The following is a 26,182-nucleotide window of genomic DNA, read 5'->3' as shown; positions in this document are numbered from 1 at the left end:
CCGGGATGCACGTGAGTCACGGCAGCACCGACCGGCGCCATCGCCCTCCTCGCCCACGGGGTGACACCATGACCGATCTCAAGCCCACCGAACGCTTCAGCGACCGCGTCGCGGACTATGTTCGCTTCCGCCCGGATTATCCGGTGGCCATGCTGGATTGGCTGCAAAGCGAATTTGGCGTCACGCCGCATTGGCTGGTGGCGGACGTGGGCGCAGGCACCGGTATTTCCAGCAAGCTGTTCCTCGACGGCGGTTACCACGTGATCGCCGTGGAACCGAACGCGCCGATGCGCGCAGCGGCTGAAAGCTGGCTGGGTGACGACGCGCGCTTCAAGGCCGTCGATGGCCGTGCAACCGCCACCGGGCTGGACGATGCAAGCATCGATCTGATCGTGGTGGCGCAAGCGTTCCACTGGTTCGATCAGGCGGCGGCGCGCGCGGAATTCCAGCGCGTTCTTCGTCCGGGCGGGTTGGCCGCCATCATCTGGAACTCGCGCCGGCTGGTGGGTACGCCGTTCCTTGAAGGCTACGAGGCACTGCTCAAGCAATACGGCACCGATTACACCAGCGTGGCCGAACGCTACGGCGACGAGCCGAGCATGCGTGCGTGGTTCGGCGAGGGTTACCTGGGCATGGGCCGTTTCGATCACGGCCAGAAACTCGACTACGAAAGCCTGAGTGGGCGCCTGCTTTCCTCCTCGTATGCGCCACGCGAAGGCCACCCCAACCACGAGCCCATGATGCACACGCTGCGCGAACTGTTCGATCGCAGCGCCATCGACGGGCGCATCAGCTTCGACTACGACACCGTCATCTACGTGGGCCAATTGTCCTGATTATGTACGACCTTATTCGCCCGCTCCTGTTTGCCCTCGATGCCGAGACCGCGCATCGCGCGACGCTTTACGGCCTCGACGTCGCCCACCGCAGCAACTTCCTGCACCTGGTGGCCAAGCCGCCGGAAGATCTGCCCACCACGGCCTTCGGCATCCGCTTTCCCAATCCGGTCGGCCTGGCTGCCGGCCTGGACAAGAACGCCGATCACCTCGACGCGCTGGGCGCGCTGGGCTTCGGTTTCGTCGAAGTCGGCACGACCACGCCGCGTCCGCAGCCGGGCAACGACAAGCCGCGCATGTTCCGCCTGCCCAGGCACCAGGCGGTGATCAATCGCCTGGGCTTCAACAATGCAGGCGTCGATGCGCTGGTGCGCAACGTGCAGAAATCCAGCTACCGCGGCGTGCTCGGCATCAACATCGGCAAGAACAAGGACACGCCCAACGAGAAGGCGGTTGACGACTACCTGTTCTGCCTGGAGCGCGTCTACGCGCTCGCCAGCTACATCACGGTGAATATTTCCTCGCCGAACACGCAGGGCCTGCGTGACCTGCAGGAAGAAGCCACGCTTCGCCGCTTCATCGAAACGTTGCGCGAAGCACAGGAGCGCCTGGGTTCGCAGAGCGGTGCGCGCAAGCCGATGCTGCTGAAGATCGCGCCCGACCTGAGTGAAACGGAACTGGACGCGATTGCCGAAGTGCTGCTCGCAGCCAAGGTGGATGGCGTGATCTGCACCAACACCACCATCGATCATTCATCGGTCGCCGACGATCCGCACGGCAACGAAATGGGCGGCCTTTCCGGACGACCGCTGTTCGAGCGCTCCACAGCCGTGTTGCGCGGCATGCGCCAGCGCGTGGGCAACCAGCTGGGGATCATTGGCGTGGGCGGCATATTGGAAGGCGACCATGCCGCCGACAAGATCAGTGCTGGCGCATCGCTGGTGCAGCTCTATTCGGGCATGGTGTACCGCGGCCCGGCGTTGATCGCCGAATGCGTCAACGAGATCCGCCGCCAGCAGGAGCCCACGCATGCCGGTTGAACGCATCGACATGGGTGGCTACACGTTGATCGAAAACGCATCGCTGGCATCACGCAACACGTTGCGTGTCGATGCGCGTGCGCGGTTGCTGGCCGAGATCAACGACGCATCGAAGCTCACCGAACTGCTGGAATTCCCCGCGGTTCGCAACGGCAAGCTGCTGGTGCTGGGTGAAGGCAGCAACATGCTGTTTACCGGCGACTTCGACGGCACCGTGCTGGCCATGGCCACGCGTGGCGTGCAGGTGGAACAGGACGGCGACGTGGCACGCATCGCCGTGGCAGCTGGTGAACGCTGGGACGACTTCGTCCGGTGGACGCTGGGCCAGGGCTTTGCGGGTCTGGAGAATCTGATCCTGATTCCGGGCACTGTCGGCGCGGCGCCCATCCAGAACATTGGCGCTTACGGCACGGAAGTCGCCGAATTCATCGAGAGCGTGGAAGCGTGGGACATGAAGGAGCGCCGCATCGCCGTGCTCGATCGTGCCGCCTGCGCCTTCGCCTATCGCGATTCGGTGTTCAAGCATGAGCCGGGACGCTACATCGTTACCGCCGTTCGCTTCGCCCTGCCCCGCTCGCGTGTATTGCGACTCGACTACGCCGGCATCCGCGAGGAACTGGCGCGCATGGGTATTCAGAAGCCCGCGCCGTTCCATGTTGCCGAGGCGGTGATCCATCTGCGCACGAAGAAGCTTCCCGATCCCGCCGTGATCGGCAATGCCGGCAGTTTCTTCAAGAACCCCATCGTCGATGCATCCACCGGCGAAGCGCTCAAGCGCGAACACGCGGAACTGGTGTCGTGGGTTGGTGGCGATGGCCGCTGGAAGCTTTCCGCCGCATGGCTGATCGAACAGAGCGGCTTCAAGGGCGAGCGCGATGGCGACGCCGGCATTTCCAACCGCCATGCCCTGGTGCTGGTAAACCACGGTCGCGCCACGGGTGGAGAGCTGTGGGGCTTTGCGCAGAAGGTGATCGAAGGCGTGCGCGCCAGGTTCGGCGTGACGCTGGAGCCGGAGCCGGTGGTCGTCTGACCATCGGCCTCGGGATCACTCGCATGTACGCGATGTTTTCCCCCGAAAAATTGTCAATGCGCTAGGTTCGGGATTCCACTCACCTCGGAATCCCTGCATGCGCCTTCGACACCTGCTGGTGCGCACCGCCTTCGTTGCCACGCTGGCACTCGCCGCTTCCGCACAGGCAGGCAATCCGGTGTTCCCCGGCTGGTATGCGGACCCTGAGGCGCAGGTTTTCCAGAACCAGTACTGGATCTACCCCACCACGTCGGTACGCTACGGCGAGCAGACGCGTTTCGATGCGTTTTCATCCGACGACCTGACGCACTGGACCAAACACGAAGGCGTGCTGCGCATGGCCGACGTGCCGTGGGCGAAGAAGGCCATGTGGGCACCGGCCATGGCCGAGAACGGCGGCAAGTACTATTTCTTCTTCGCCGCGAATGACATCCAGAACGACAAGGAACTTGGCGGTATCGGCGTGGCCGTGGCCGATCGCCCCGAGGGGCCGTACAAGGATCTGCTCGGCCATCCGCTGGTCGATGCCTTTCATAACCGCGCGCAGCCCATCGATCCGTTCGTGTTTCACGACGACGACGGCAGCTGGTATCTGATCTACGGTGGCTGGAAGCACGCCAACATGGTGAAGCTCAAGCCCGACTTCACCGGCGTGGAGCCCATGGCCGATGGCAAGACGTGGCACGAGATCACGCCTTCGCCGGAATACGTGGAAGGCCCGATGATGTTCAAGCGCAACGGCAAGTACTACTTCATGTGGTCCGAAGGCGGCTGGACCGGCCCGGACTACTCGGTGGCCTACGCCATCGGCGACTCACCGCTGGGGCCGTTCAAGCGCATCGGGAAGATCCTGCAGCAGGATGACAAGATCGGCACGGGTGCGGGGCACCACTCGCTGTTCCATGTCGCCCGCGACGACAGCTGGTTCATCGTGTATCACCGCCACCCGCTGGGCGATACCGACGGCAACCATCGCAACATCTGCATCGACCGCATGACGTTCGATGCGGACGGGAAAATCGTTCCCGTGAAGATGACCAACGAGGGCGTGCCAGCGCACGCCCTCTGACCTGCATCAGGCCTTCTTGCCTTCCACGTTGGGCAGGAAGGCCGTGATGATGCCGATCAACGGCAGGTAGGCGCACAGGCCGTAGACGTACTCGATGCCACGCGCATCGGCGACGTGGCCCAGCACCGCTGCACCAATGCCGCCCATGCCGAACGCGAAGCCGAAGAACAGGCCTGACACCATGCCGACGCGACCGGGAATCAGCTCCTGCGCGTAGACCAGGATGGCGGAGAACGCCGAGGCCAGGATCAGGCCGATGATCACCGTGAGCACGCCGGTCCAGAACAGGCTGGCGTGCGGAAGGATGAGCGTGAACGGTGCCACGCCAAGAATGGATGCCCAGATCACCCATTTGCGGCCAATGCGATCCCCCACCGGGCCGCCGATAAGCGAACCCGCGGCCACGGCAAACAGGAACACGAACAGGTGCGTCTGCGCGTTCTGCACCGACACGCCGAACTTCTGCATCAGATAGAACGTGTAATAGCTGCTGAGGCTCGCCAGGTAGAAATACTTGGAGAAGATCAGCAGCCCCAGAATCAGCAGCGACCACGCCACCTGCGCCTTCGTCAGCACGATATGCGATGCACGGCGTGCCTTGGCCTTGCCGCGCACTGCGTGATGGTCGCGATACCAGCGGCTCACCTGCAGCAGCACCACGATGGCCAGCAGCGCCGCCAGCGAGAACCACGCCACGCTGTGCTGCCCATGCGGCACGATGATCCACGCCGCCAGCAACGGCCCCAGCGATGCACCGGCATTGCCACCCACCTGGAACAGTGACTGCGCCAGGCCATGACGGCCGCCCGACGCCATGCGCGCCACGCGCGAGGATTCGGGGTGAAACACCGACGACCCCGTACCCACCAGCGCGGCAGCCACCAGCAGCACGCCGAAGTTCGGCGCGAAGGCGAGCAGCAGCAGACCGCACAAGGTAAAGCCCATGCCAATCGGCAACGAATACGGCATCGGCTTCTTGTCGGTGATCAGACCCACCGCCGGCTGCAATAGCGATGCGGTGATCTGGTACGTCAACGTGATCAGGCCGATCTGCGCGAAAGTGAGGTTGAAGCCGCTCTTGAGGATGGGATAGATCGCCAGGATCAACGACTGGATCATGTCGTTGAGCAGGTGCGAGAAGCTGATCGCCCCCAGCACACGAAATTCGGTTCCCTGCTCGCTGGCTATTTGTTCGACGGAAGCGGCAGGAGGAACGGCGGACGGTGCTGCGGCCAATGGCATGTCTTCGACGCGGGTTTGCATGGGGACTCTTGGGCGGAAGTGCGGCATGGCGACGCGGTTGCGTGCCCGGGATCGCCACCTTAAAGTGACCAGCTCAGGCCCGCATGCATTGCCGGGTCAATATTTGTCGAAAATGGGCCAAACCCATGCGCAACACCCGCGTTGAAGCGTTCGACCGCACGCCCCGGGACGTCATCGCCACGGGCAACGAGTATCCGCCGCACCACGTGCTGCCTTCGCACTCGCACCGGCGCGGCCAGCTCCTGTATGCCTCTACCGGCGTGTTCACCACCATTACCAACGAAGGCAGCTGGGTCGTGCCGCCCCGGCGGGCGCTGTGGATACCTGCTGGCGTCGCGCACGAAGTGCACATGGGCGGCCCGGTCGCCACGCGCAGCGCCTATGTGACCCCGGAAGCCGCGCAGGCTGCAGGCTTGTCCGAGCGCTGCGTGGTGATCGCCGTCTCCCCGCTGCTCCACGAACTGCTGATGGAAGCGGTGGACTTGCCCGCCGAGTACGACCTGGACGGGCGCGATGGTCGCGTCATGGCGCTGCTTCTGGATGAAATCCGCCGCATGCCGGTGCTGCCGCTCAGCGCACCGCTGCCACACGAAAAGCGCCTTGCCGCCCTGTGCCGTGATTTGCTCGAGGAACCCTCGCAGGAAGTGAAGATCGACGACATGGCGCGTCGTGCCGGCATGAGTCGACGGCATTTCACTCGCACTTTCCGCGAGGAAACGGGCATGAGCTTCACCGCGTGGCGACAGCAGGCCTGCCTGTTGTCCGCGCTGACGCGGCTGGGCAACGGCGAGGCGATCACGCAGGTGGCGATGGATCTGGGATACGGCAATCCAAGCGCATTCACTGCAGCGTTTCGGCGCGTGCTGGGCATGGCGCCAACCCGCTATCTCGCTTCACCTGCGGCGTGACATCAAGAAAGAGCACGCACTTCTTTGTAGGAGCGCACTTGTGCGCGACCAACCCGCACGCCCCAGCGCACACCAGGTCGCGCGCAAGCGCGCTCCTACACGACAGCTGGATCTGCCCTTGCATCACGGCGCCATGACATTAGTGAAGGCACTGTCATGGAGTCGTCAGATGCCGCGGGCAATATGTCGATCATATGACAGCGCAGATGTGCGCCTAACTGCCATGGCCCGGTCGCAATTGGCGGCTTACCATGCTTTCCATTCGCGGATAGCGCGACTTTCGCGCGCCGCCCATAGAACGGTGACACGATGAGCAACGATGCCGTCCAGACCAGCGCCGAGCGCGATGCCGTAGCCGCAGACACTGCGCGCGCCACGCCGGCCGAGGTCCCTTCCCTCCCAACCGTGCCGGATCTCAACGATCCCAGCCTTTACATCAACCGCGAGCTGTCGCAGCTGCAATTCAATATCCGTGTGCTCGAGCAGGCGCTGGATGAAACCAAACCCATTCTCGAACGCCTCAAGTTCCTGCTGATCTTTTCCAGCAACATGGACGAGTTCTTCGAGATCCGCGTGGCGGGTTTGAAGAGCCAGATCGCGTTCGATCACGAGATCGTCGGGTCCGACGGTGTGCCGCCTCGCAAGGCGCTCGCCGAGATCAGCGAGATCACGCACAAGCAGATCGAGCGGCAGTACGCCATCCTCAACGACAAGATCCTGCCCGAGCTGAAACTCCACGGCATCCGCATCGTTCGCCGCAACGAGTGGTCGCACAAGCAGAAGCTCTGGGTGCGCCGCTACTTCAAGCAGGAAGTGGGTCCGCTGGTCACGCCGATCGGCCTCGATCCCACGCATCCGTTCCCGTTGCTGGTGAACAAGAGCCTGAACTTCATCGTGCAGCTGGAAGGCACGGATGCGTTCGGTCGCGATTCGGGCCTGGCCATCGTTCCGGCACCGCGCGTGCTGCCGCGCCTGATCCGCCTGCCGGATGAAGTGTGCGAAGGCGGCGACAACTTCGTGCTGCTCTCCTCGATCATCCATGCGCATGCCGAGGAACTGTTCCCCGGCATGTCCGTGCGGGGTTGTTACCAGTTCCGCCTGACGCGCAACGCCGACCTCACCATTGATCCGGAAGATGTCGAGGATCTCGCCCGTGCACTGCGTGGCGAACTGTACTCGCGCCGCTTCGGCGACGCCGTGCGACTGGAAGTGGCCGACAACTGCCCTGCCGAGCTCACCGATTACCTGCTGCGACAGTTCGGCCTGACCGCCGCCGAAATGTACGAAGTGAACGGCCCCGTGAACCTGGCGCGCCTGTTCGGCCTGGCCAGCAAGATCCAGCGCCCGGAACTGCAATATCCCCCGTTCACACCGTCGATTCCCAAGGCGCTGAAGAAGGCAGAAGACCTGTTCCAGGTCATTGGCCGGCAGGACGTCTTGCTGCTGCATCCGTACGAATCGTTTGCCCCGGTGGTCGACCTGCTGCACCAGGCCGCCAAAGACCCCAATGTGCTGGCGATCAAGCAGACGCTTTATCGCAGCGGCGCCAATTCCGAGATCGTCGATGCGCTGGTGGACGCGGCGCGGGCGGGCAAGGAAGTCACCGTCGTCATCGAACTGCGCGCCCGCTTCGATGAGGAATCCAATCTCTCGCTCGCCTCGCGCCTGCAGCAGGCCGGTGCGATGGTGATCTACGGCGTGGTCGGCGTGAAAACACACGCCAAGCTCATGCTGATCCAGCGTCGCGAAGGCGAGGAACTGGTGCGTTACGCGCACCTGGGCACCGGCAACTACCACACCGGCAACGCACGCCTCTACACCGACTACAGCCTGCTCACGTCCGACCAGGCGCTGTGCGAAGACGTGCACAAGCTCTTCAGCCAGCTCACCGGCATGGGCAAGCTGCTGCAGATGAAGAAGCTGCTGCACGCCCCCTTTACGCTGAAAAAGACGTTGCTGGAGATGATCGCGCGCGAAACCGCGCACGCCACGGCAGGCAAGCCGGCGCAGATCATCATCAAGGTCAACGCCGTCACCGATGCCAAGATGATCCGCGCGCTCTACAAGGCCAGCATGGCCGGCGTGAAGGTGGACATGATCGTGCGCGGCATGTGCTGCCTGCGCCCTGGTGTGCCGGGCGTGTCGCACAACATCCGCGTGCGTTCCATCGTGGGTCGCTTCCTGGAACACAGCCGCGTGTACTGGTTCCTCAACCATGGCGACGAACAGTTCTACCTTGCCAGCGCCGACCTGATGGAACGCAATCTGGATCGCCGTGTGGAAACCGGCTTCCCGGTGGAAGGCAAGAAGCTCCACGCGCGCCTGAAGAAGGAACTGGAGCTTTACCTCGCCGATAATTCCAGCGCATGGCTGCTGCACGCAGATGGCCGCTACACGCGCACCAAGCCCAGCACCAGCCAGGGCGCACGCAACGTGCAGGTGCAGCTATTGGAGAAGCTGTGCGGCTCGGGCGCTGCGACCGAGACATGACCTTCACGGCACCACCCTTGCCCCCATAGAACTGACTGAAAACTCCTTGGCGTGAAGCCGCCCTTTGCCGGCTTCGCCGTCGCAGGCGGCTGCGTCATGTGGCGGAAATTCATCCAGCCCAACAGGGCCGCCACAGGCGTTCCCATGAAACCATTGGTCGCCCTCATGCCGTGCAACGGTGCCGCAGGTGCAAGTGCGGGCGCGGGGGCGGCGCCGCCACCGGCGCGGGTGGCACCACAGGTACCACCGGTACGACGGGCATTCATTGAGCTCAGCCCCAAGCAACAAAAGCCCCGGCAGTGACCGGGGCTTTTCTATTTGCGCTGTCAGCCGTTTTATTTGCGCTGTCAGCGGCTGAGCAGGTGCTTCACCCAGTCGCTGTAGCGATCCACGAATCCCTGCAGGAATTTTTCGGTGCCTTCGTTGTTGATCGTGCCGTCCTCGCTGAACAGCCCTTCCTTGTTCTGGATGAACACTTCCGGCTGTCCCTCGACCAGCACGTCCAGATAGGAAAGCACGTTGCGCAGATGTTGTTGCGCCAACGCCGTACCCGTCGCTCCCACGGATACGCCAATCACCGCGCCGGGTTTGCCCTTGAAGGAATTGGTACCCCACGGGCGCGAGGCGATATCGATGGCATTCTTGAGTACACCAGGAATCGAACGGTTGTATTCCGCCGTGACGAACAGCAACGCGTCGGCCGAGGCAATCTCGTCCTTGAGGCGCTTGCATTCGGCCGGATAGTCCGCGTCGAAGTCCTGGTTGTAGAGCGGCAGGTTGTCGATGCGGATGTGTTCGAAAACGAAGTCATCGGACGCCAGGCGTTCCACCGCACGCGCCAGGTGGCGATTGAAGGAAGCCTTGCGCAGGCTGCCGACGAGAACGGCCACGCGAATCTTGCTCATGCCATCAACTCCCGAGTGCTGGATAGGCCAAAAGAGATAGGCCCCAGCATGGCATCAAGGGCAGTGAATCCCTCGTGATAAGCGACTTCGCGCACCATCCACATCCTTGTGGCATGCTAGGCGCTTAGCCTTCCATACGGCTTGACGTCATCTGCGTCATGGATCCAGCGAGACCGACCCTCACCGTCATGTCTCGTCGATAGCAAGGACGATGCCCTGCCCGCGCCGCCGGTACCGCGGGTATCTGCTTACAGGGACAACCGGAACGGTTGTGAAACTGCGCGCGACCCCAGGACCGGGGTGCGCGACAAGGGGGAACCGGATCATGGGTTGGCCAGTCGCGTCGTTGGCGAAGCGTGGCTACGGGCGGATGCTTGGCATCCTCGCCCTGGTGCTGCTCGCCTTTGCAGCACACGCAGGTACACCGTTGACCGGTGCCGTGCGCGAGGTGATGCCTGGCGACACCCCGCAGTCGGCGCTGGATGCCTATCACCGTGGCGAATTCGCCACCTTCGACCCTTACCTTCTGCAGCGCTTCTCACGGCGCGGGCTGGGCACCTGGGTGGTCCTGCAACCGCAGCCGCCCCTGGTGAACGAAGAACGGGTGCTGTCCGTCTACCCACCACCGTCGGCACCGGTGACCCTGTTCGATCCGCATGGCGCGTCGCTCACCATGTCGCTGGATGACTTTGTCGCCAGCGCGCACGGCAACGGCAGGCTCGCCTTCCGCATCACGGCGGACACGCCGGCGTCCACGCCCATCCTGGTGAAGATCGAGCCGGGCGATGCGGGATACGCGGTAGCCAGCTTCCGCCTGCAGCCATGGGACGAATACCTGCAGACGGACGAACACTGGCTCGCCTTTGCCAGTGCGTGCTTCGCCATCATGGTGGCGATGTCGCTGATGGCGTTGTGCCTTGCGATGATGCTGCGCGACAGCACCTTCGCCTGGTACGCGGGCTACGTGCTTTGTTATGCGCTGATCCAGGGCGCACAGACAGGCTATCTGTTCCATCCGCTGGAACTGACCTGGCTGGCGGGCAATGCGGCCTTGCTCAGTAGTTCGGCGATGGCGCTTTCGCTGGCGTTCGCCGCGATGTTCGTTTCGCGCTTCTGCGAGTTGCCGCGCTACGCTCCCGTACTTCACCTGCCCACGGTGGCGCTGGCCGTGGGCATGCCGCTGGTGGTGTTGCTGGACAACAGCCAGGTGGCGGTGTTGCAGCAGACGGCGCAGGTGCTGGTGACGCCACTGCTGGTCATCGGCACGTTGTTGCTGCTGTCGGCGGCCATCGTGGCGGCTGTCCAGGGCTCGCGCCCGGCCTGGTTTTTCCTCGCCGGCTGGACGCCGCTGCTGGCGCTCACCGCGCTGTTCAGTTCGCAGATGACGGGCATGCTGGCAGACGTCGCATGGCTTGGCGACGCCTGCCTGGCCGCCGGTGCATTCGAAGCCATCGTGTTGTCGCTGGGCCTTGCCGATCGTGCCCTGATGATGCGGCGCGACCGCCACATGGTGCAGGAACTGGCAGACACCGACGCGCTCACCAACGTGCTCAACCGCCGCGCCTGGACGGAAAGCATGCGCAAGGTGCTTGGCAGCGGCAACGCGCATCCCATCGCCCTGCTGTTCCTTGACCTGGACCACTTCAAGCTGCTCAACGACCGCCAGGGCCACGCTGCGGGCGATCGCGCCCTGGTGGCTGTTGCCGACGCGCTGAAGCACGAGCTGCGCCCGCACGATCTGCTGGGGCGCTATGGCGGCGAGGAATTCGTAGCCATGCTGTTCGGCATCGAGCAAAACCAGGCGATGCAAGTGGCGACGCGCCTGTGTCGCCGCGTGCACCGACTGGATATTCCGGTGAACCAGGAGGGCCTGGTACTGAGCGTGAGCATTGGCATCGCCATGCGCGTGCCCGAGGACACGGTCGACACGCTGGTCGAACGTTCGGACCTGGCCATGTACCGGGCCAAGTTGGCCGGCCGCAATCGTGCCCGCCTGGACGAGGAACTGGAGACACCTGCGCGGCGCCCGTGGCCACGTGCCGTGGAAACCGACCGGCGCGCCTGACGCCGCACTCGGAAAATCCACAAGACAACGCCGTTGGGCGCGTTAGGCTGTAGCCAACCCGCCACGGAGCAACGCCATGAGCAAGCCTGTCGTTTCCGGCAGCACCATCATTCCCTCCCTGCGCTATCGCGATGCGCACGCCGCCATCGACTGGCTATGCAAGGCCTTCGGATTCCAGAAGCACGTGGTCTATGACGACGAGAACGGCGGCGTAGCGCACGCACAACTCATCTACGGCAGCGGCATGCTGATGCTTGGCTCCGTCAACGACAACGCGTTCGGGCAACGCATGGTGCAACCCGACGAAGTGGGCGGGCGCGAAACGCAATGCGCCTGCGTGATCGTGAAGGACTGCAAGGCGCACTATGAGCAGGCCAAGGCCGCCGGCGCCGCCATCGTCGACGCTTACGAAGAAAAGGATTATGGCGGCGCAGGCTACAGTTGCCGCGACCCGGAGGGCCATCTGTGGTGGTTCGGCAGCTACGATCCCTGGAACGAGCACAGCGCCTGAACCAGGCTCAACAAGGTTCTACCGGCAGATAGACATCGGCACGCAGCAGGTCCACGGGTGTTTCCTCGGGATCATCGAGGAAATGCCGGAACGGAGCCTGGTCGCGCAATACATGGCCGCTGCCAGGCAACCAGTGGGCGATGAGCTGATCGGTGAGCGCACCGAGCCCATCGTAGGTGCCCACATGGCGCCAGCGCGCCCAACAGCCGCCACCCAACGACAAGGGGTACGTGAAGGCATCTGTTGCCACGTCATCGCCCGCGAAAGCCAGTGCGCAGTCGAATGCGCCGTGATCGGGCACGGTCTCCGACGCCGTATCGTGTGCCACGCCATAGATGCCCTGGACACGTTCCAGCAGGCCATGGTCGGCGGCCCATGCAAATAGACGTCCAAACGATTCGTCGAGGCCGCGGTGATCACCCTCATGACGGGTCGCCACCACCTGGAACGGCTGGACCGATACCACCTCGACGGCGAACGATGTCTGCGACATCCGATCGCCCAGGGCCGGATGGCGGAGCCGCTCGATCGCCGCGTGCAGGCGATCCGGCTCGCCACGCAGCTCGCTTGGCGTGGCGTCGAACACCTGCCTGACGGCACGCGCGAAGGACTGCGGCGTTTCATAGCCAGCCGTCAACGCTACCTCGGTGACGTGCCCAGCGGATCGCTGCAGCAGGCTCAACGCGCACATGAGGCGCAGCCGGGTCACCGTCTGCCCGACGGTTTCGCCCGAGAGCGCGCGATAGATCCGATGAAAATGAAACGGGGACAGATGGGCGGCAGCGGCCATGACGGCAAGATCGGGCAACTCGCCGCCTCGCTCCACCGTGGACTGCAACAGGGCAACCACGCGATCGATGCGGCGCAGGTAATCCTCGCGAGTATTGGCTTTCATGGCCGGCTCCCGGTGAGAACGGCGCCAGCGTGGCTGGCGTCGCAGACGGTTGCATTCCCATTCTTGCTCAATCGTCGCGTTCGCGTTGGCCATAGGGAGGAAGTCATGGTGGGAGCCCCAAGGCCAGTCGCTTACAGTCGAGGCTCTGCGCCTACGTTCATCTGCAAGCCCTACCTGCCTGGAGGATTCATGCCCAACCGCCGTCGCCTGCTCGCCATTGCCACGCTTGCTGCGTTCACCGCCACGCTGGCCCAAGCCCAGACGGCACCGCTCACGCCGGATGTGCCGCAACACGCCCCGGCGGCAGACACGTCGGCCAACGATTACGTGAAGCGCGACGTGATGATTCCGATGCGTGACGGCGTGAAGCTGCACACCGTGATCGTGATACCCAAGGGCGCACAGGGTGCGCCGATCCTGCTGACCCGCACGCCATACGACGCCAGCGGTCGCGCCAAGCGCTTCGCCTCGCCGCACATGGACGCCACGCTGCCGCAGAGTGATGAAGTGTTCGTGCACAGCGGCTACATCCGGGTATTCCAGGATGTGCGCGGCAAGTACGGCTCGGAAGGCGACTACGTGATGACCCGCCCCTTGCGTGGGCCGCTCAACAGCAGCGAGGTGGATCATTCCACCGACGCCTACGACACCATCGACTGGCTGGTGAAGAACATCCCCGAGTCCAATGGCCGCGTAGGCATGATCGGCTCGTCCTACGAGGGCTTCACGGTGGTGATGGCGTTGATCCATCCGCACCCCGCGCTCAAGGTCGCCGCGCCGGAAAGCCCCATGGTGGATGGCTGGATGGGCGACGACTGGTTCCACTACGGCGCGTTCCGCCAGACCAACTTCGACTACATCTCCAGCCAGACGGCGCAGAAGGGCAAAGGCGAAGGCGTGGTGCGCGCGGGTTTCGACGACTACACCAACTTCCTCGAGGCCGGTTCGGCCGGCGACTACGCCCGCGCGCACGGCTTCGAACAGTTGCCGTTCTGGCGCAAGCTCGACGAGCACCCTTCCTATGACGCCTTCTGGCAGGGCCAGGCGCTGGACAAGATCATGGCGCAACAGCCGCTCACCGTGCCCACCATGTGGTTGCAGGGCCTGTGGGACCAGGAAGACATGTGGGGCGCCATCCACAGCTACATGGCCACCGAGCCCAAGGACAAGGCAAACGACAAGAACTTCCTCGTGATGGGCCCGTGGCGCCACAGCCAGGTCAATTACGACGGCCGCTCGCTGGGACCGTTGCAATGGGACGGCGATACCGCCCTGCAATTCCGCCGCGACGTGCTCAAGCCCTTCTTCGACCAGTACCTGGTCTCGGGCGCACCCAAGGCGAATACGCCGCCGGTGCTGATCTACAACACCGGCGAGAACCACTGGGATCGCTACAAGTCGTGGCCGTTGAGCTGCGACAAGGGTTGCGCCAACAAACCCAAGGCGCTTTACCTTGGCGACCATGGATCATTGTCGTTCAACGCGCCGGACGACCATGCGGCGAAGTACGACGAGTACGTTTCCGATCCGTCGAAGCCGGTGCCGTATCAGCCACGGCCCGTGCACTTCGCCGACCACGACGCGTGGACACGCTGGCTGGTCAACGACCAGCGCTTCGTGGATGGACGTCCAGACGTACTGACCTACGTGAGCGAACCACTCACCGCCCCCGTGCACATTGGCGGCGTGCCGGAGGTGAATCTCTATGCGTCCACCAGCGGCACCGACAGCGACTGGGTGGTGAAGTTGATCGACGTGTACCCCAGCACCGTGCCCTCGCAGCCGGAGATGGGTGGCTACGAGCTCGCGGTGTCACTGGATATCTTCCGCGGCCGCTACCGCACCAGCTTCGAGCACCCGCAGTCGCTGACACCGGACCAGCCGTTGCTTTACTCCTTCGGCCTGCCCACCACGAACCACGTATTCCAACCGGGGCATCGCATCATGGTGCAGGTGCAGTCCAGCCTGTTTCCACTGTACGACCGCAACCCGCAGACGTTCGTGCCGAATATTTTCGAAGCAAAGCCTTCCGATTATCAAAAGGCGACACAGCGCGTGTGGCACACGCCCGGCACCGCCAGCTTCATCCAGTTGCCGGTGGTGCCCAACGGCTGACATGGCTCGGCAAAGTCACTGCGTCTTCTCTCGGCATCGCGCAGCAAGACGCCTGGCGACACATGAAAAAGGCCCGCAATCGCGGGCCTTTTTCATTCAATCCATCAACCCGTCACTGCGTACAGGCTTTCCCGTGATCCGCGTGATAGCCCTTGGCCTTCGCATCGGCTTCGCTCATGTACGAACCGGCTTTGGTCTTGCCGTACCACTTGTCACCCTGGCAGTGATAAACCTTGCTGCTGTCGTTCACCCACACCAGGCCCGGACCACCGCCCGGCGCGGCGTTGGCCGGCGGCTGCGGACCGGACGCCTTCGTGCTCGACGCTGGTGTTGCCGCGGTGCTCTTGCTGGCAGCCGCAGGCGCGGCAGCCGGAGCAGCGGCGGGCGCGGCGGCAGCAGGTGCTGCTGCAGCAGTGGTGTACCACTCCTTCACACCTTGGTGGCCCGAGCACGCACCCTTCTTGGTGGCGTGGTCGGTATAGCTTCCGTCCTTGCACTGTCCCGTGGATCCGGCAGGCGCGGCGGATTGCTGCGCATAAACGGCCGGCCCGGCCAGAAGACCCGCGAGCAACACTGCGATCAACCCGTACGATTTCATCTTCGATCCCTCCCGTGCGAATTCGCCTGCCCATGGGAAGCACACCCGGCGAGCTGACGTGCATCCCCTATCGCGTCATCGGCATCGACAACTCATGGTCGATAGATGGCGCATCCCAAGCGCGTCGCGCCTGTGCGGGCACTATGCGCCCGTCGCGTGACACGTCGTCACGCTGACCGAATATGCGTTTATCTGGCGTGATGTCATTTCGCAAAATCGTGCGAACCGAACGGCATCGTGGTTCGACCACGATGCCGTTCGCAGGGATCAGTGGTTGATCACCAGGTCGGCGATGACGCCGGTAGCTACCGCAACCAGCAGGAAATCGCCGGTGTCGCTGCGCACCCACACGTGCTCCGGCGGCGGCGGCGCCAGGTGGTAGGCGTGGTAGTCCACGTAGTAACGGCGGTCGTGGTAGTACTCCTCGGGCACACGTCCACCACGGTGGTACCAACCCTCGTGATTGCCGCGATCGTGCACGATCACGTAGTCGTGATGGTCGCGGTCATCGCGATGGTCACGGTCGTCGTGCCCTTGATCATGATGATCCTGGTCGTAGTGATCATGGTGGTCGTCGTACTGAAACGGCGAGGCGGCGACCGTACCGGAAGCCATCACGGCGCCGAACATCAGTGCGAACAGTGTCTTCTTCATGCGAACTCTCCATCGGTGAACGCCGCGGACCTTGGCGCGCCCCCGGCGCACTTTTCCACGGCGGCGCCATGATGTGATTCGCAACGATGCACGATGGGTGAATTCGATCGCAAAATTACGTCCCGCTGACGCGCAAGTTCCTGCGTTGAGCGAACGTTGGGTTTGTGCGTTCGATGCGTGTGTCGACACGGAAGAAGCCATCCATGGCCAACCCCTGCTCCGCTTTTGCAAAACCGGGGGACATCCGTACTCTCTGGCTCAATGCACGGTGCGGTTGCCCAGGCGCTCCTTCAGCGGCGCCGCGTCCAGCAACAGCAGGGTGCGTTGATCCGGCAGTTCCACCACTTCGCGCATGTCGTTGCGCAACGCGTGATCGATCTGGTTGCGCAGCACACTGGGCACGACCAGCTTGTCGGCCGCATCGATGGTCACGATGTTCTCAATCGCATCCACCACCAGCCCGAACTTCTCCTCGTCGTTTTCCACCACCAGTACCTTGGCGCCTTCGATATCCGCGTAGGCTTTCATGCCGTACAGCGCACGAAGGTCGATGATGGTGACCAGCTTGCGACGAAGATTGAGGATGCCGCGCACATAATCCGGCGCGCCAGGCGGCTGCATCACATCGGGTGGAAAGTCGATCACTTCGCGCAACTGGTCAATGCGCATGCCCATCAACTGGTCGAGCTTGAAGGTGACATAGGTTTCGCGCACGCCGCTGCGGCGCTTGGCCTGCCCACGTTCCGACGTGGATTCAACCTGGTACAGCGCGCGGTGGCCCTGCGTAAGCTCGGTGACCACGGCGTCGTCCAGCAACGCGGCTTCGTTGATCAGCATGATGTCCGCCGCGCCATCACGACTGATGCAGCCCGTGAACAGTTGCGGACGCTCGGCGTTGAACGACGGAATGGCCAGCAACTCCTCGTCGCGATAGCCGACGATGCTTTCCACGTCATCGACCAGCAAGCCGAAATCCATATCTTGCTGGCGTATCACCACGATGCGCCGCGGATCGTCGAAATCACCCGGAACCATGCCCTCCGCGACGGCACATGGAAGCCCGAGAAAGCGTGCAAAGTCGATCACCGGCACCGTGTTGCCGCGCAGGTTGAGCATGCCCAGGCACAACTCGCTGGCGAGCACGGAGCGCAGCAACTCCGGCACGCGGATGATTTCGTGGATGGCGCCCATCGGCAGTGCCAGGCGTGTCTCGCTCACGCGGAAGGACACGCCCTGCCGGCGCTGCCCTTGAGCGGCGCGCTGGCGTGCGGATTCAGACGCCTGCGCGTCGGCCTTGAGCATCGGCATGTCGGGTAGGCGATGCAAGGCATCCACATTGAGAATCTGCAGGATGCGATTGCCGCCATCGAGCTTCAGCGCGCCCCCGATCATCGACATCTCGCCTTGGCCATCGTCGAACAGGACCTTCTGCTCGGCGGGCACGCGGAGAATTTCACCCGTGCCATCGAACAGCAGGCCGATGCGTCCCTGGCGGAATTCGACGATGGCGATCTTGGCGTTGGCCCGCGAACCCTCGCCGGGCAATTGCAGAAGCTGGCCAAGGTGGATGATGGGAATCAGCCGCCCGCGCAGGTTGAACAAACCCAGCAGGTAGGAAGGCGCCAGCGGCACCTGCGTCACCACGGCGGGGTAGTTCACCACTTCCTGCACGGTAGCGACGGGAAGCACCAGCTCGGTATCGCCCAGGTGAAACGAACCGAACAGTTCCGTGCCTTCATGTCGTACGGTCGACGCATTTGAAGTTGCCATGTCCATGCCCCGGTTCACGTCGTGCGGCCGATGGTCTTGACCGCGAATTGGTGTTGCGCGCAATCGATCACCAGCACGCGGCCACTCTCGCCGCCTACCTCGACATGCACGACCTTGATCTTCGTCTCGGCCAGCAACCGCTGCGCCATGCGCGCGTTCTGCTCACCGATCAAACCGTGCCGCGGCGGCGTGGCGTGCTGCACCATGCAGGCGCCGCCCGCGATCACGGCTTCCACTTCATCCTGCTGCGAGCGCCCCACCTCCATCATCGAGAGCAAGGTCGGCACGGCGCCGGTGACGTACTTGGCGCCCTCGCCTGCCGGCGCCTGCGGTGGCTCAGGCAGCAGGCAATGCGCCATCGCGTAGAGGCCGCGCTTTCTCCACAGCAATCCGATGCCCACGCACGAGCCGAGGATGGCGCGAAGCACGTCGGTGCCACTGCCAACCTTTACCTCGCACATGCGTACCTGGATGTCCTGCCCGTCAGGCATGGAAGCCATCCTGCCTGCGATAGATCAGCGGCTGTTCGAAATCAAAACCTACGTTCAGCCGTGTCAGCGATTCCGACTCGCCGATGATCAACGTGCTGCCCGGCGACATGGCGCGACGGACGTTCTCCAGCACGCTGCACTGCCCTTCTTCGTCGAAATAGATGAGGACGTTGCGCAGCAGGGTGATATCGAAACGCGACGCACCATCCAGTCGCTTGTGCAGGTGATGCTCGCGAAACACCACGTGCGAGCGCAGCGTGGGTGACACCAGGTAGCCATCGCCGCTGGCCTGGAAATACTTGGCAAGCATCTCGGGCTTGGTGCGCTTCAACCCTTCGATGCTCTTGCCCTGGTAATGCCCCGCCTTGCCCACGGCCAGCACATGGCTGGCGATGTCAGTGGCCAGGATCTGGTACTTGAACGTCGGGTGGTTTTCGCGAAATTCCTCGCACAGCATCGCCAGCGAGTACGCCTCTTCGCCCGTGGATGCTGCCGCGGACCACAGCTGCAGCGTGGCACCGCGATGCTGCCGGAACCACTCCGGCAGCAGCTGCTGCCAGAGGTGATCCCAGATGCGCGGCGTGCGGAAGAACGAGGTCTCGTTGGTGGTCACCAGGTTGATGAAGTTGCCCACTTCATCGGGCTTGGAATCCAGCACCGCGAGGTAATCGCGGTAGCGGCCAAGGTCCAATGCCTGAAGGCGGCGACGCAAACGCCCCTGCAACAAGGTCCACTTTCGATCCGCCATATGGATGCCCGTATGGCGGCGCACCTTGTCCAGCAGCGCACGCTGCGTGGCCAGGTCGATCTCGTTCTCGATCTCCATGGCACCACCCTCAGACGACGAAGCGCTGGACTGTCCCGTTCAGCTCTTCCGCGCCCTGCGTGAGCACGGTGGTGGAACGGGCGATGGTGTCGCACGCGGCAGCCGACTTCTCGGTTTCCTCGGCCACCTGCTGGATGGCTGCGCTGACTTCGCGCGCCGCCACCAGCTGCTCGTCCGCGCCGCAGGAGATCTCGGAGATGGCCTGCGTGGTGCGGCCTACCCCCGCCACGATCTTCTCGAACGCTTCGCCGGCCTGCTTGGAAATCTCGCTGCCCTGCGCCACGCGCTTTACCGACTCGTTGATGAGCTTGGAAATTTCCTTGGTGGCCTGCGATGAGCGCTCTGCGAGCTTGCGCACTTCATCGGCCACCACGGAGAAGCCCAGGCCGTGTTCGCCGGCACGCGCTGCCTCAATGGCGGCGTTGAAGGCCAGCAGGTTGGTCTGGCTGGCGATCTCGCCGATCACCTTGATGATCTCGCTGATGTCTTCGGACGACTTGTTGATCAGCTCCATCGCTTCGATGGAGCGCGTGATGGCCTTGGCGCCACGCTCGGCTTCCTGGTGCGTGTCCTTGGCCAGCTGGTCGGCGCTGCGCGAGTTGGTGGCGATGGAGTTGATCGAGGCGGTGAGCTCTTCGATCGACGCGTTCATTTCCTCCACCGTAGCACCGAGCAGCTGTGCACCGCTGGCCACGCTGCTGGCGCGGCCGGCGATCTCCTGCGAACTGCCGGAAAAACCACCTGCGGAATCGACCACCTTGCCGATGACGCTGCGCAGGTCGCTCATCATCTGCTGGATGCCGTCGGCGAGCTGATCGATGGGATCGCTGCCTTCCACGCGCACTTCGCCGGTAAGGTCACCCTCAGCGGCAAGACGCACGGTCTTGAGCAGGGCTTCGACCTTGCGCTGATCCTCCGCCGCGCGACGTTTCACGCTCTCTTCCAGTTCCACCTGCGCGGTGACATCCGTGGCGAACTTCACCACCTTGCACAGGCGGCCGTTGCCGTCGTAGATCGGGTTGTAGGTGGCCTGGATCCACACCGTGCGGCCACCCTTGCCTACGCGCTTGTAGCGGCCGGCATCGAATTCGCCGCGATTGAGCTTGGCCCAGAAGTCCGCATAGGCCTGGCTGTCCGCGTGCGATTCCTCACAGAACATGCGGTGATGCTGACCCCGGATTTCCTCCAGCTCGTAGCCCATGCCCTTGAGGAAATTGTCGTTGGCATACAGCACGTGGCCGCCAAGATCGAACTCGATCATGGCCTGCGCCTTGTCGATGGCGTTGACCTTGCCTTCGAACTCGGCCTTCTGCTGACGGCTTGCCGTCACGTCGGTGGCGAACTTGATGACCTTGTACGGCTTGCCGTTTTCATCGAACACCGGGTTGTACGAGGCGTTGATCCACACCTCGCGGCCGTCGCCGCCGATGCGCTTGTATTCGCCGCGATCGAGCACGCCCTTGCCCAGGCTTTCCCAGAACTTCTTGTATTCCGCGCTCGCCGCGTAGGCGGGCTCGCAGAACATGCGGTGATGCTGGCCACGGATGTCCTCAAGGGTGTAACCCATCGCATTGAGGAAATTGTCGTTGGCGTGGAGGATCTTGCCCTTGAGGTCGAACTCGATCACTGCCTGCACACGGTTGAGCGCCTCATTGACGGCGCGCAGCTCATGCGGTTCGAGCTGCATATCTGGTGTCTCTTTTCCCATGGCCCCTCTCCCTCGTTGATAAGAACGCAGACAAACCCGTTGAATCCGGTGCGGGAGGGGATGTCGCTGGTCGCTGGGCATCGATCGACGCGCAGTAACCCAAGGCGTTGCTCAACGATTCGAGGCATGCCACGGCTTGCCCGCGCGTTTTCGCATGGGCACCGCTGCAAACGTCGTGTGTCCTTCCCCCGCGATTGGGGTATCGGCGTGACCACCATGGCCTTTAGACCACTACCGAGGACAGAAATGCTGCGATTTGCGTGAGTTACGTGAGACTGGGCGTGGAATCGACCCAGCCAGACAGACCTGCGCAAGCCTGGATCGAGACAGTGTGATCCACGTCTCACAAAGCGCCACGGCGTGGCGTGGCGCTCTGTCGAATGGCCTATGGCGTAATACTTAGGGCGCCGCGGCCTTTTTCAGCGTCGATTGCGGCCGCGCCACCGCATACATTTCCCAGCTGATCTGCTTGAGCAGCGCGGTGCGATCGTTGCCCACCACGTACAGATCGAAGTGCGTCTTGTTGGGCAGGAAGCGGATGTCCGAATGCGCGTGCAGGCCGTCCAGCACGTCCTTCAGGCGATGCGCGGCGCCGTCCAGGTAGAACGTGTCCGCCGTGCCCACGATGAGGTGGATCTTCCCGTCCAGATCCGGCGCGAGCTGCGGCCACTCGGCCTGCAGGCGATGGGCGATGTCGTAGTGATCGCGCCAGTAGTCAACCACCTCGGCATTCACGTCGCCGGTGTCGCGGTTGTACATGGGCTGCGGACGGCCATCGGCGCCACGCGGCGAGAACACCCAGTCGAACGACGACATCTGGCCGCCGTAACTGCCGAACACGCGTTCCAGCTGCGAGTACTGCTGCACCGTGGCAATCACCTGGCCCTTGTCGCGCACCAGCGGATACGCCGAACCATCCGCCTTGCGATACATGTTGGCGTGCGGCGCGTAGAGATCGACGCCGGTGAAGTCATGGAAATCACTGGGATCGGGCGACGTGGACCACGTACCGCCAAACACCTTGGGGTATCGCGTCTGCAGCCACAGCGTGGCCCAGCCGCCGGACGAGTGACCGTTGAGGAAGCGGCCCGACGGCTTGGCATCCATGCGATAGGTGGATTCCAGTTGCGGAATCAGTTCTTCGGTAAGCGCCTTGCCCCAGGGCCCGTTGTTCACTGAGTCGGCAAACTCATGCGTGCCCGTGGGCGAGGATTCGTCCAGGTACACCCAGATCATCGGCGGCATCTCGCCCTTGGACATGGACTGCCACGTGTGGGCAATGCCATTGGCGAAGTGGTCCAGGCCACCACCAAAACCATGCGTGAAGTACACCACCGGATACGTTGTGCTGCCCTTCGCGTCGTAACCCGGCGGCAACAGCACGAAGCCGCGCATAGTCACCGGGCGTCCCCAGAACGCAGCCAGCGACGGACTGGCAAAGTCGATGTCTTCCACGTGCTTGCGCGCCTCGGTCAGGGCATCGCGCGTCTCCTGCGTGGCGGACGGCGGCAGCGCCCAGCGATCGGTCTTGGGCAGCACGCTGGTGAGCTTCAATGAAGTCTCTGCGCTGGAAGGCAGGTGCACCTTCACCACATCGCTGACCACGTCACCCTCGCCGCGCCCGGTGTAGTTGTAGCTGTGGTCGGGATCGAGCACCGCCTGCACGTAGTAATCGCCCGGCGGCAACTGCGAGAACGGCTGCGGATAGGTGATGGCATCGGCATAGACATCCACGCCCTGGCCCGGCACCAGATGACTGGCTTCCTTGCCCACCACCGTCACCTTGTTCGGCGCCATGATGTCGGCGTCAACCTCGGTGACCTTGCCGTCCTTCGAGACGCCCTCCGCGCTCTTGGCGTCTTCGATGAAGATCAGCAACCGCCCCGACGCGGGCGTTGCATCACTGCCAGCTTCCACGCGGAAACCATTCGCGGTGGACGACGACGCCGGCGGCTGCGTGCAACCCGCGCACAGGGCCAGCGCCAAGGTAACCAGCGGCGCAACTCGAACCATTTGCATGACTACTCTCCCCGGCATGCGGCTTCCGCGCTGCGGAAGCCGGCTGTTGGATGGGACGCTCAGTGCGCCGTGGCCTGCTTGGTGCTCTTGACCGGCGACAAACGCAGGTCCTGGAAGTCGAAACTGAAATCGGTCAGCGGTGACACCGGTTCCATGCGCACGTCACGCACCTTGCCATCGGCATCCAGTGAATAGCTCACGAAGGCATCGGCGTTCAGCGCACGGTCGTCCCAGCGCACGATGAAGGTGTCGTGCTGCCATGGCGTCATGGTGCCCACCAGCTGCGCCGTCTTGGAGAAGGTCATGCGCAGCTTGCCGTTCTGCTGGCTCACCACGATGTCGCCGTACCACGGATCGCGGAACGTGCCCGCATAACCGGACAACGGCAACGACGGCTTGCCGCCCTTGTCGCGCGCGTTCTCGTGGTTCTTCCAGCTGTCGTCCGCACCGCCCTCGGATTTCTTCACCGCCGCGGCGTATGCGGCCACCCAGTCGGTCTTGTCCTTGCCCATGAAGGCATCGAGCACGCGATAGGTCACCGCGTTGAAGGCCGCGCCGGATTCCTGGTTGGTCAGCACCACCACGCCCAGCTTGAGTTCGGGCACCAGCGTCACGCGCGACACCATGCCGGGCCAGCCGCCGGTGTGCCAGACAAGGCGCTGGCCCTGATAGTCGGAAAGAAACCAGCCTTCGCCATAGCCGGCGAAATTCGGCCGCACGGCATGGAGTTCCGGCACTGGCGGCTCGTTGATCTTCATCGGCGTGAGCATGGACCACATCTGCTTCTGGCTGTCGACGGAGAACAGCGCTTTGCCATCGGGAAGCTTGCCGCCGGCCAGCTGCACGTTCATCCACTTCGCCATGTCATGCACGCTGGCGTAGATGCCGCCCGCACCCGAGTTGTTCGACCAGGCCATCGGCGGCACCGGCTTCAGTTCGGTGAAGTTGAACTTGGCGTGGCCCATCGCGGTGTCCATGCCGGGCTTGAGCTGCGTCATGTCCACCAGCGATTCATCCATGCCCACCGGCTTGAAGATGCGGTTGGTGATGAAGTCGGTATAGCTCTGTCCCGATACCTGCTCGATCACCAGCGTGGCTACGGCGAACAGGATGTTGTCGTAGGCATACGCACTACGGAAGCTGGTGGCCAGCGGCACATCGCGAAGTCGCTGCACCACTTCCTTGGTGGTGTACGACGTCGGCGGCCAGTACAGCAGGTCACCCGCGCCCAGACCAAGCCCGCTGCGATGCGCAAGCAAGTCGCGAATACGCATTTCGTTCGTCACGTACGGATCGGACATGCGGAACCACGGCAAATGGTCGATCACGCGATCGTCCATGTTGAGCTTGCCTTCCTCGGCCAGCATCTGCAGCGCAGCGGCGGTGAACGCCTTGGTGTTGGACGCGATGGCAAAACGCGTACGCGCATCCACCGGTTCGGGCTTGCCCAGCTCGCGCAGGCCGTAGCCCTGCTCCAGCACGACGTGGCCGTCCTTGACGATGGCAACGGCGATGCCCGGCACGTCGAACTGCTTGCGCACGCTGTCGACGTAGGCGGTGAAGTCCTGCAATTGCGCGGGCAATGCCGGCTGCGCACCCGTGGAAGCGGCGGCGGGCGCTTCCGGTGATGGCGCGGTTTGCGCCCATACCGGTGCACTCAGCGCCAGCAGTGCGCAGCAGCCCACGACTCGGGGAGAAAGGGTTCGCAGGAACATTCGGCCACTCCGCAACGTCAAAGCGCATCACTATCGTGGCAAAGGCGTTCCTGATCCAGCACTGAAAGTCACGCCTGCCGGCCCCTCGACGGCCTGCGCCACAGCCCGGATCATGCACCGTTGTATCAAGGAACCTGCATGAACGATCTCGTCGAATGGATTGCCGCCCACGCCCTGCCCGTCTGGGCCGGCCTGCTGCTGGCCGCCTTGCTCATGGGCGACCTGGCCTGGCAGTGGAATCGGCGGCACGGCGAACGCACCCTGGCTGCGGGCGGCCAGCCCATGGCGATCCGCGGGCTCACGGCCGCGTTGCTGCTGGTATCCACCTGCCTGCTCTTCGCCGCCATTGCCATTGCGCTGAAGGAGGAAGCCACGCGCTGGCTGCCCGCTTTCGACGAGGCCCTCGCACAAGACCTGAGCACCGACATGTCACCCGGCGTATTGCGACTGGTGGCGGCGGTATCGCACCTGGGCGATCTCGGCTCCGTCGCGGCTGCGACGACGGTGATCCTCGCCGTGTTGTTGTGGCGACGTCATCTGCGACTGGCTGCATGCTGGACCATCGCCATGGTCGGCGTGGTGCCGATCAACAGCGGGCTCAAGGCAATATTCCAGCGCCCGCGTCCGCTGCACAGCCACGGCTTCATCGTGGAGCACGGCTGGAGTTTCCCCAGCGGACATGCGTTCGGCGCCACCGTGTTCTACGGCATGCTGGCGTATGTGCTGCTGCGCCTGTTGCCGCCGCAGTGGCATCGCTGGATCGTTGCCGGCGCCGTGCTGATGATCGGCATCATCGGGCTCAGCCGCATCGTGCTGCAGGTGCATTACCTCAGCGATGTCATGGCCGGCTACATCAGCGGCATGGCGTGGCTGGTGGTCTGCATCGCCGGCGCGGAAGCGTGGCGGTTGAGACACGCGCAACGTTGAATCCGCATCCGAACCCTGTGGGAGAGCACCCTGTGCGCGACGCTCTTGTATGCCGACCTATCACGATCAAAAGCGTCGCGCACAGGGTGCGCTCCCACAGTGGTGGCCTTCGCTTCAAATCAATCCGGCGAATGCCGTTTCTGCCTTGGTAGCTGCGGCGAAATCAGCAGCATGGCATGGCTGGTGGCCTGCATTGCCGGTGCGGAAACGTGGCGATTGAGGCACGCGCAACGTTGAATCTGCATCCGAACCCTGTGGGAGCGCACCCTGTGCGCGAGGCCCTTTGCCCAACCCTTTGCCATCAAAAGCGTCGCGCACAGGGTCCGCTCCCACAGTGGTGGCCTTCG

At 63.5% G+C, this 26,182-nt stretch carries 21 protein-coding genes; 10 read left to right on the top strand and 11 right to left on the bottom strand.

The genetic code is table 11. The annotated features are described in order from the left end of the window. Positions 1-68: 68 nt before the first annotated feature. The 4 genes from DK366_RS12565 (at position 69) to DK366_RS12550 (ending at position 3,975) form a co-directional block, all read left to right on the top strand. Positions 69-836 (top strand): class I SAM-dependent methyltransferase, encoded by a 768-nt coding sequence (locus tag DK366_RS12565; RefSeq protein WP_109125901.1) that lies wholly within the window; start codon positions 69-71, stop codon positions 834-836. A gap of 2 nt (positions 837-838) precedes the next feature. Next, positions 839-1,876: a quinone-dependent dihydroorotate dehydrogenase gene (locus DK366_RS12560; protein WP_109125900.1), complete on the top strand. Its 1,038-nt coding sequence runs from the start codon at positions 839-841 to the stop codon at positions 1,874-1,876. Positions 1,877-1,886: 10 nt separating this feature from the next. Continuing rightward, positions 1,887-2,906 (top strand): UDP-N-acetylmuramate dehydrogenase, encoded by a 1,020-nt coding sequence (gene murB / locus DK366_RS12555; RefSeq protein WP_109125989.1) that lies wholly within the window; start codon positions 1,887-1,889, stop codon positions 2,904-2,906. Positions 2,907-3,003: 97 nt separating this feature from the next. Continuing rightward, on the top strand, positions 3,004-3,975 hold the full coding sequence (locus DK366_RS12550) for a glycoside hydrolase family 43 protein (protein WP_109125899.1): 972 nt from the start codon (positions 3,004-3,006) through the stop codon (positions 3,973-3,975). Positions 3,976-3,981: 6 nt separating this feature from the next. On the opposite strand, the gene DK366_RS12545 is transcribed toward DK366_RS12550, so the two are convergent. After that, positions 3,982-5,238 (bottom strand): MFS transporter, encoded by a 1,257-nt coding sequence (locus DK366_RS12545; protein WP_109125898.1) that lies wholly within the window; start codon positions 5,236-5,238, stop codon positions 3,982-3,984. Positions 5,239-5,363: 125 nt separating this feature from the next. Between DK366_RS12545 and DK366_RS12540 the strand changes: the two genes are divergently transcribed. Next, positions 5,364-6,146, top strand: coding sequence for a helix-turn-helix transcriptional regulator (locus DK366_RS12540; protein ID WP_109125897.1), 783 nt, complete (start codon positions 5,364-5,366; stop codon positions 6,144-6,146). Positions 6,147-6,455: 309 nt separating this feature from the next. Beyond that, the gene (ppk1, locus tag DK366_RS12535; RefSeq protein WP_109125896.1) at positions 6,456-8,636 is read left to right on the top strand and encodes a polyphosphate kinase 1; all 2,181 of its coding nucleotides are present in this window, start codon (positions 6,456-6,458) and stop codon (positions 8,634-8,636) included. A gap of 347 nt (positions 8,637-8,983) precedes the next feature. Here the strand turns inward: ppk1 and DK366_RS12530 are convergent, their stop codons facing one another. Continuing rightward, positions 8,984-9,541 (bottom strand): NADPH-dependent FMN reductase, encoded by a 558-nt coding sequence (locus tag DK366_RS12530; RefSeq protein WP_109125895.1) that lies wholly within the window; start codon positions 9,539-9,541, stop codon positions 8,984-8,986. 325 nt (positions 9,542-9,866) lie between these two features. On the opposite strand from DK366_RS12530, the gene DK366_RS12525 reads away from it, so the two are divergent. Beyond that, positions 9,867-11,606: a diguanylate cyclase gene (locus DK366_RS12525; RefSeq protein ID WP_232821028.1), complete on the top strand. Its 1,740-nt coding sequence runs from the start codon at positions 9,867-9,869 to the stop codon at positions 11,604-11,606. 76 nt (positions 11,607-11,682) lie between these two features. Then, entirely contained in the window at positions 11,683-12,117 is a 435-nt protein-coding gene (locus DK366_RS12520; protein WP_109125894.1) for a VOC family protein, read from the top strand. Positions 12,118-12,124: 7 nt separating this feature from the next. Here DK366_RS12520 and DK366_RS12515 read toward each other — a convergent pair whose 3' ends face one another. Next, complete coding sequence (locus DK366_RS12515) at positions 12,125-13,012, bottom strand: GyrI-like domain-containing protein (RefSeq protein ID WP_198651538.1); 888 nt, start codon at positions 13,010-13,012, stop codon at positions 12,125-12,127. Between the two features lie 189 nt (positions 13,013-13,201). Here DK366_RS12515 and DK366_RS12510 point away from each other — a divergent pair, with 189 nt between their 5' ends. Next, complete coding sequence (locus DK366_RS12510; protein ID WP_109125892.1) at positions 13,202-15,127, top strand: CocE/NonD family hydrolase; 1,926 nt, start codon at positions 13,202-13,204, stop codon at positions 15,125-15,127. Positions 15,128-15,239: 112 nt separating this feature from the next. Here DK366_RS12510 and DK366_RS12505 read toward each other — a convergent pair whose 3' ends face one another. The 8 genes from DK366_RS12505 to DK366_RS12470 all read right to left on the bottom strand — a co-directional run bounded on the left by DK366_RS12505 (position 15,240) and on the right by DK366_RS12470 (position 24,908). After that, positions 15,240-15,725 carry a DUF3761 domain-containing protein gene (locus tag DK366_RS12505; RefSeq protein ID WP_109125891.1) on the bottom strand — a complete coding sequence of 162 codons (486 nt, stop codon included), beginning with the start codon at positions 15,723-15,725 and terminating at the stop codon, positions 15,240-15,242. 267 nt (positions 15,726-15,992) lie between these two features. Continuing rightward, entirely contained in the window at positions 15,993-16,379 is a 387-nt protein-coding gene (locus DK366_RS12500; RefSeq protein WP_157956516.1) for an RcnB family protein, read from the bottom strand. 258 nt (positions 16,380-16,637) lie between these two features. Then, entirely contained in the window at positions 16,638-18,149 is a 1,512-nt protein-coding gene (locus tag DK366_RS12495) for a chemotaxis protein CheW (protein ID WP_198651537.1), read from the bottom strand. Positions 18,150-18,163: 14 nt separating this feature from the next. Continuing rightward, a complete protein-coding gene (locus DK366_RS12490; RefSeq protein WP_109125888.1) occupies positions 18,164-18,640 on the bottom strand; it encodes a chemotaxis protein CheD in 477 nt (158 codons plus the stop codon). Beyond that, positions 18,633-19,466 carry a protein-glutamate O-methyltransferase CheR gene (locus DK366_RS12485; RefSeq protein ID WP_109125887.1) on the bottom strand — a complete coding sequence of 278 codons (834 nt, stop codon included), beginning with the start codon at positions 19,464-19,466 and terminating at the stop codon, positions 18,633-18,635. The genes DK366_RS12490 and DK366_RS12485 overlap by 8 nt, the downstream gene beginning before the upstream one ends. A 10-nt stretch (positions 19,467-19,476) precedes the next feature. Beyond that, the gene (locus DK366_RS12480) at positions 19,477-21,153 is read right to left on the bottom strand and encodes a methyl-accepting chemotaxis protein (RefSeq protein ID WP_109125886.1); all 1,677 of its coding nucleotides are present in this window, start codon (positions 21,151-21,153) and stop codon (positions 19,477-19,479) included. 420 nt (positions 21,154-21,573) lie between these two features. Then, positions 21,574-23,193, bottom strand: coding sequence for an alpha/beta hydrolase-fold protein (locus tag DK366_RS12475; protein ID WP_109125885.1), 1,620 nt, complete (start codon positions 23,191-23,193; stop codon positions 21,574-21,576). Positions 23,194-23,252: 59 nt separating this feature from the next. Then, positions 23,253-24,908 carry a serine hydrolase gene (locus DK366_RS12470; protein ID WP_198651536.1) on the bottom strand — a complete coding sequence of 552 codons (1,656 nt, stop codon included), beginning with the start codon at positions 24,906-24,908 and terminating at the stop codon, positions 23,253-23,255. Between the two features lie 138 nt (positions 24,909-25,046). Between DK366_RS12470 and DK366_RS12465 the strand changes: the two genes are divergently transcribed. Continuing rightward, positions 25,047-25,835: a phosphatase PAP2 family protein gene (locus DK366_RS12465; RefSeq protein ID WP_109125884.1), complete on the top strand. Its 789-nt coding sequence runs from the start codon at positions 25,047-25,049 to the stop codon at positions 25,833-25,835. Positions 25,836-26,182 lie beyond the last annotated feature (347 nt).

It is taken from the genome of Dyella sp. C11 (assembly GCF_003121485.1).
In the GTDB taxonomy this organism is placed as follows: domain Bacteria; phylum Pseudomonadota; class Gammaproteobacteria; order Xanthomonadales; family Rhodanobacteraceae; genus Dyella.
The sequence above is the reverse complement of the archived record's forward strand: the minus strand, read 5'-3'. Positions and strand labels throughout refer to the sequence as shown.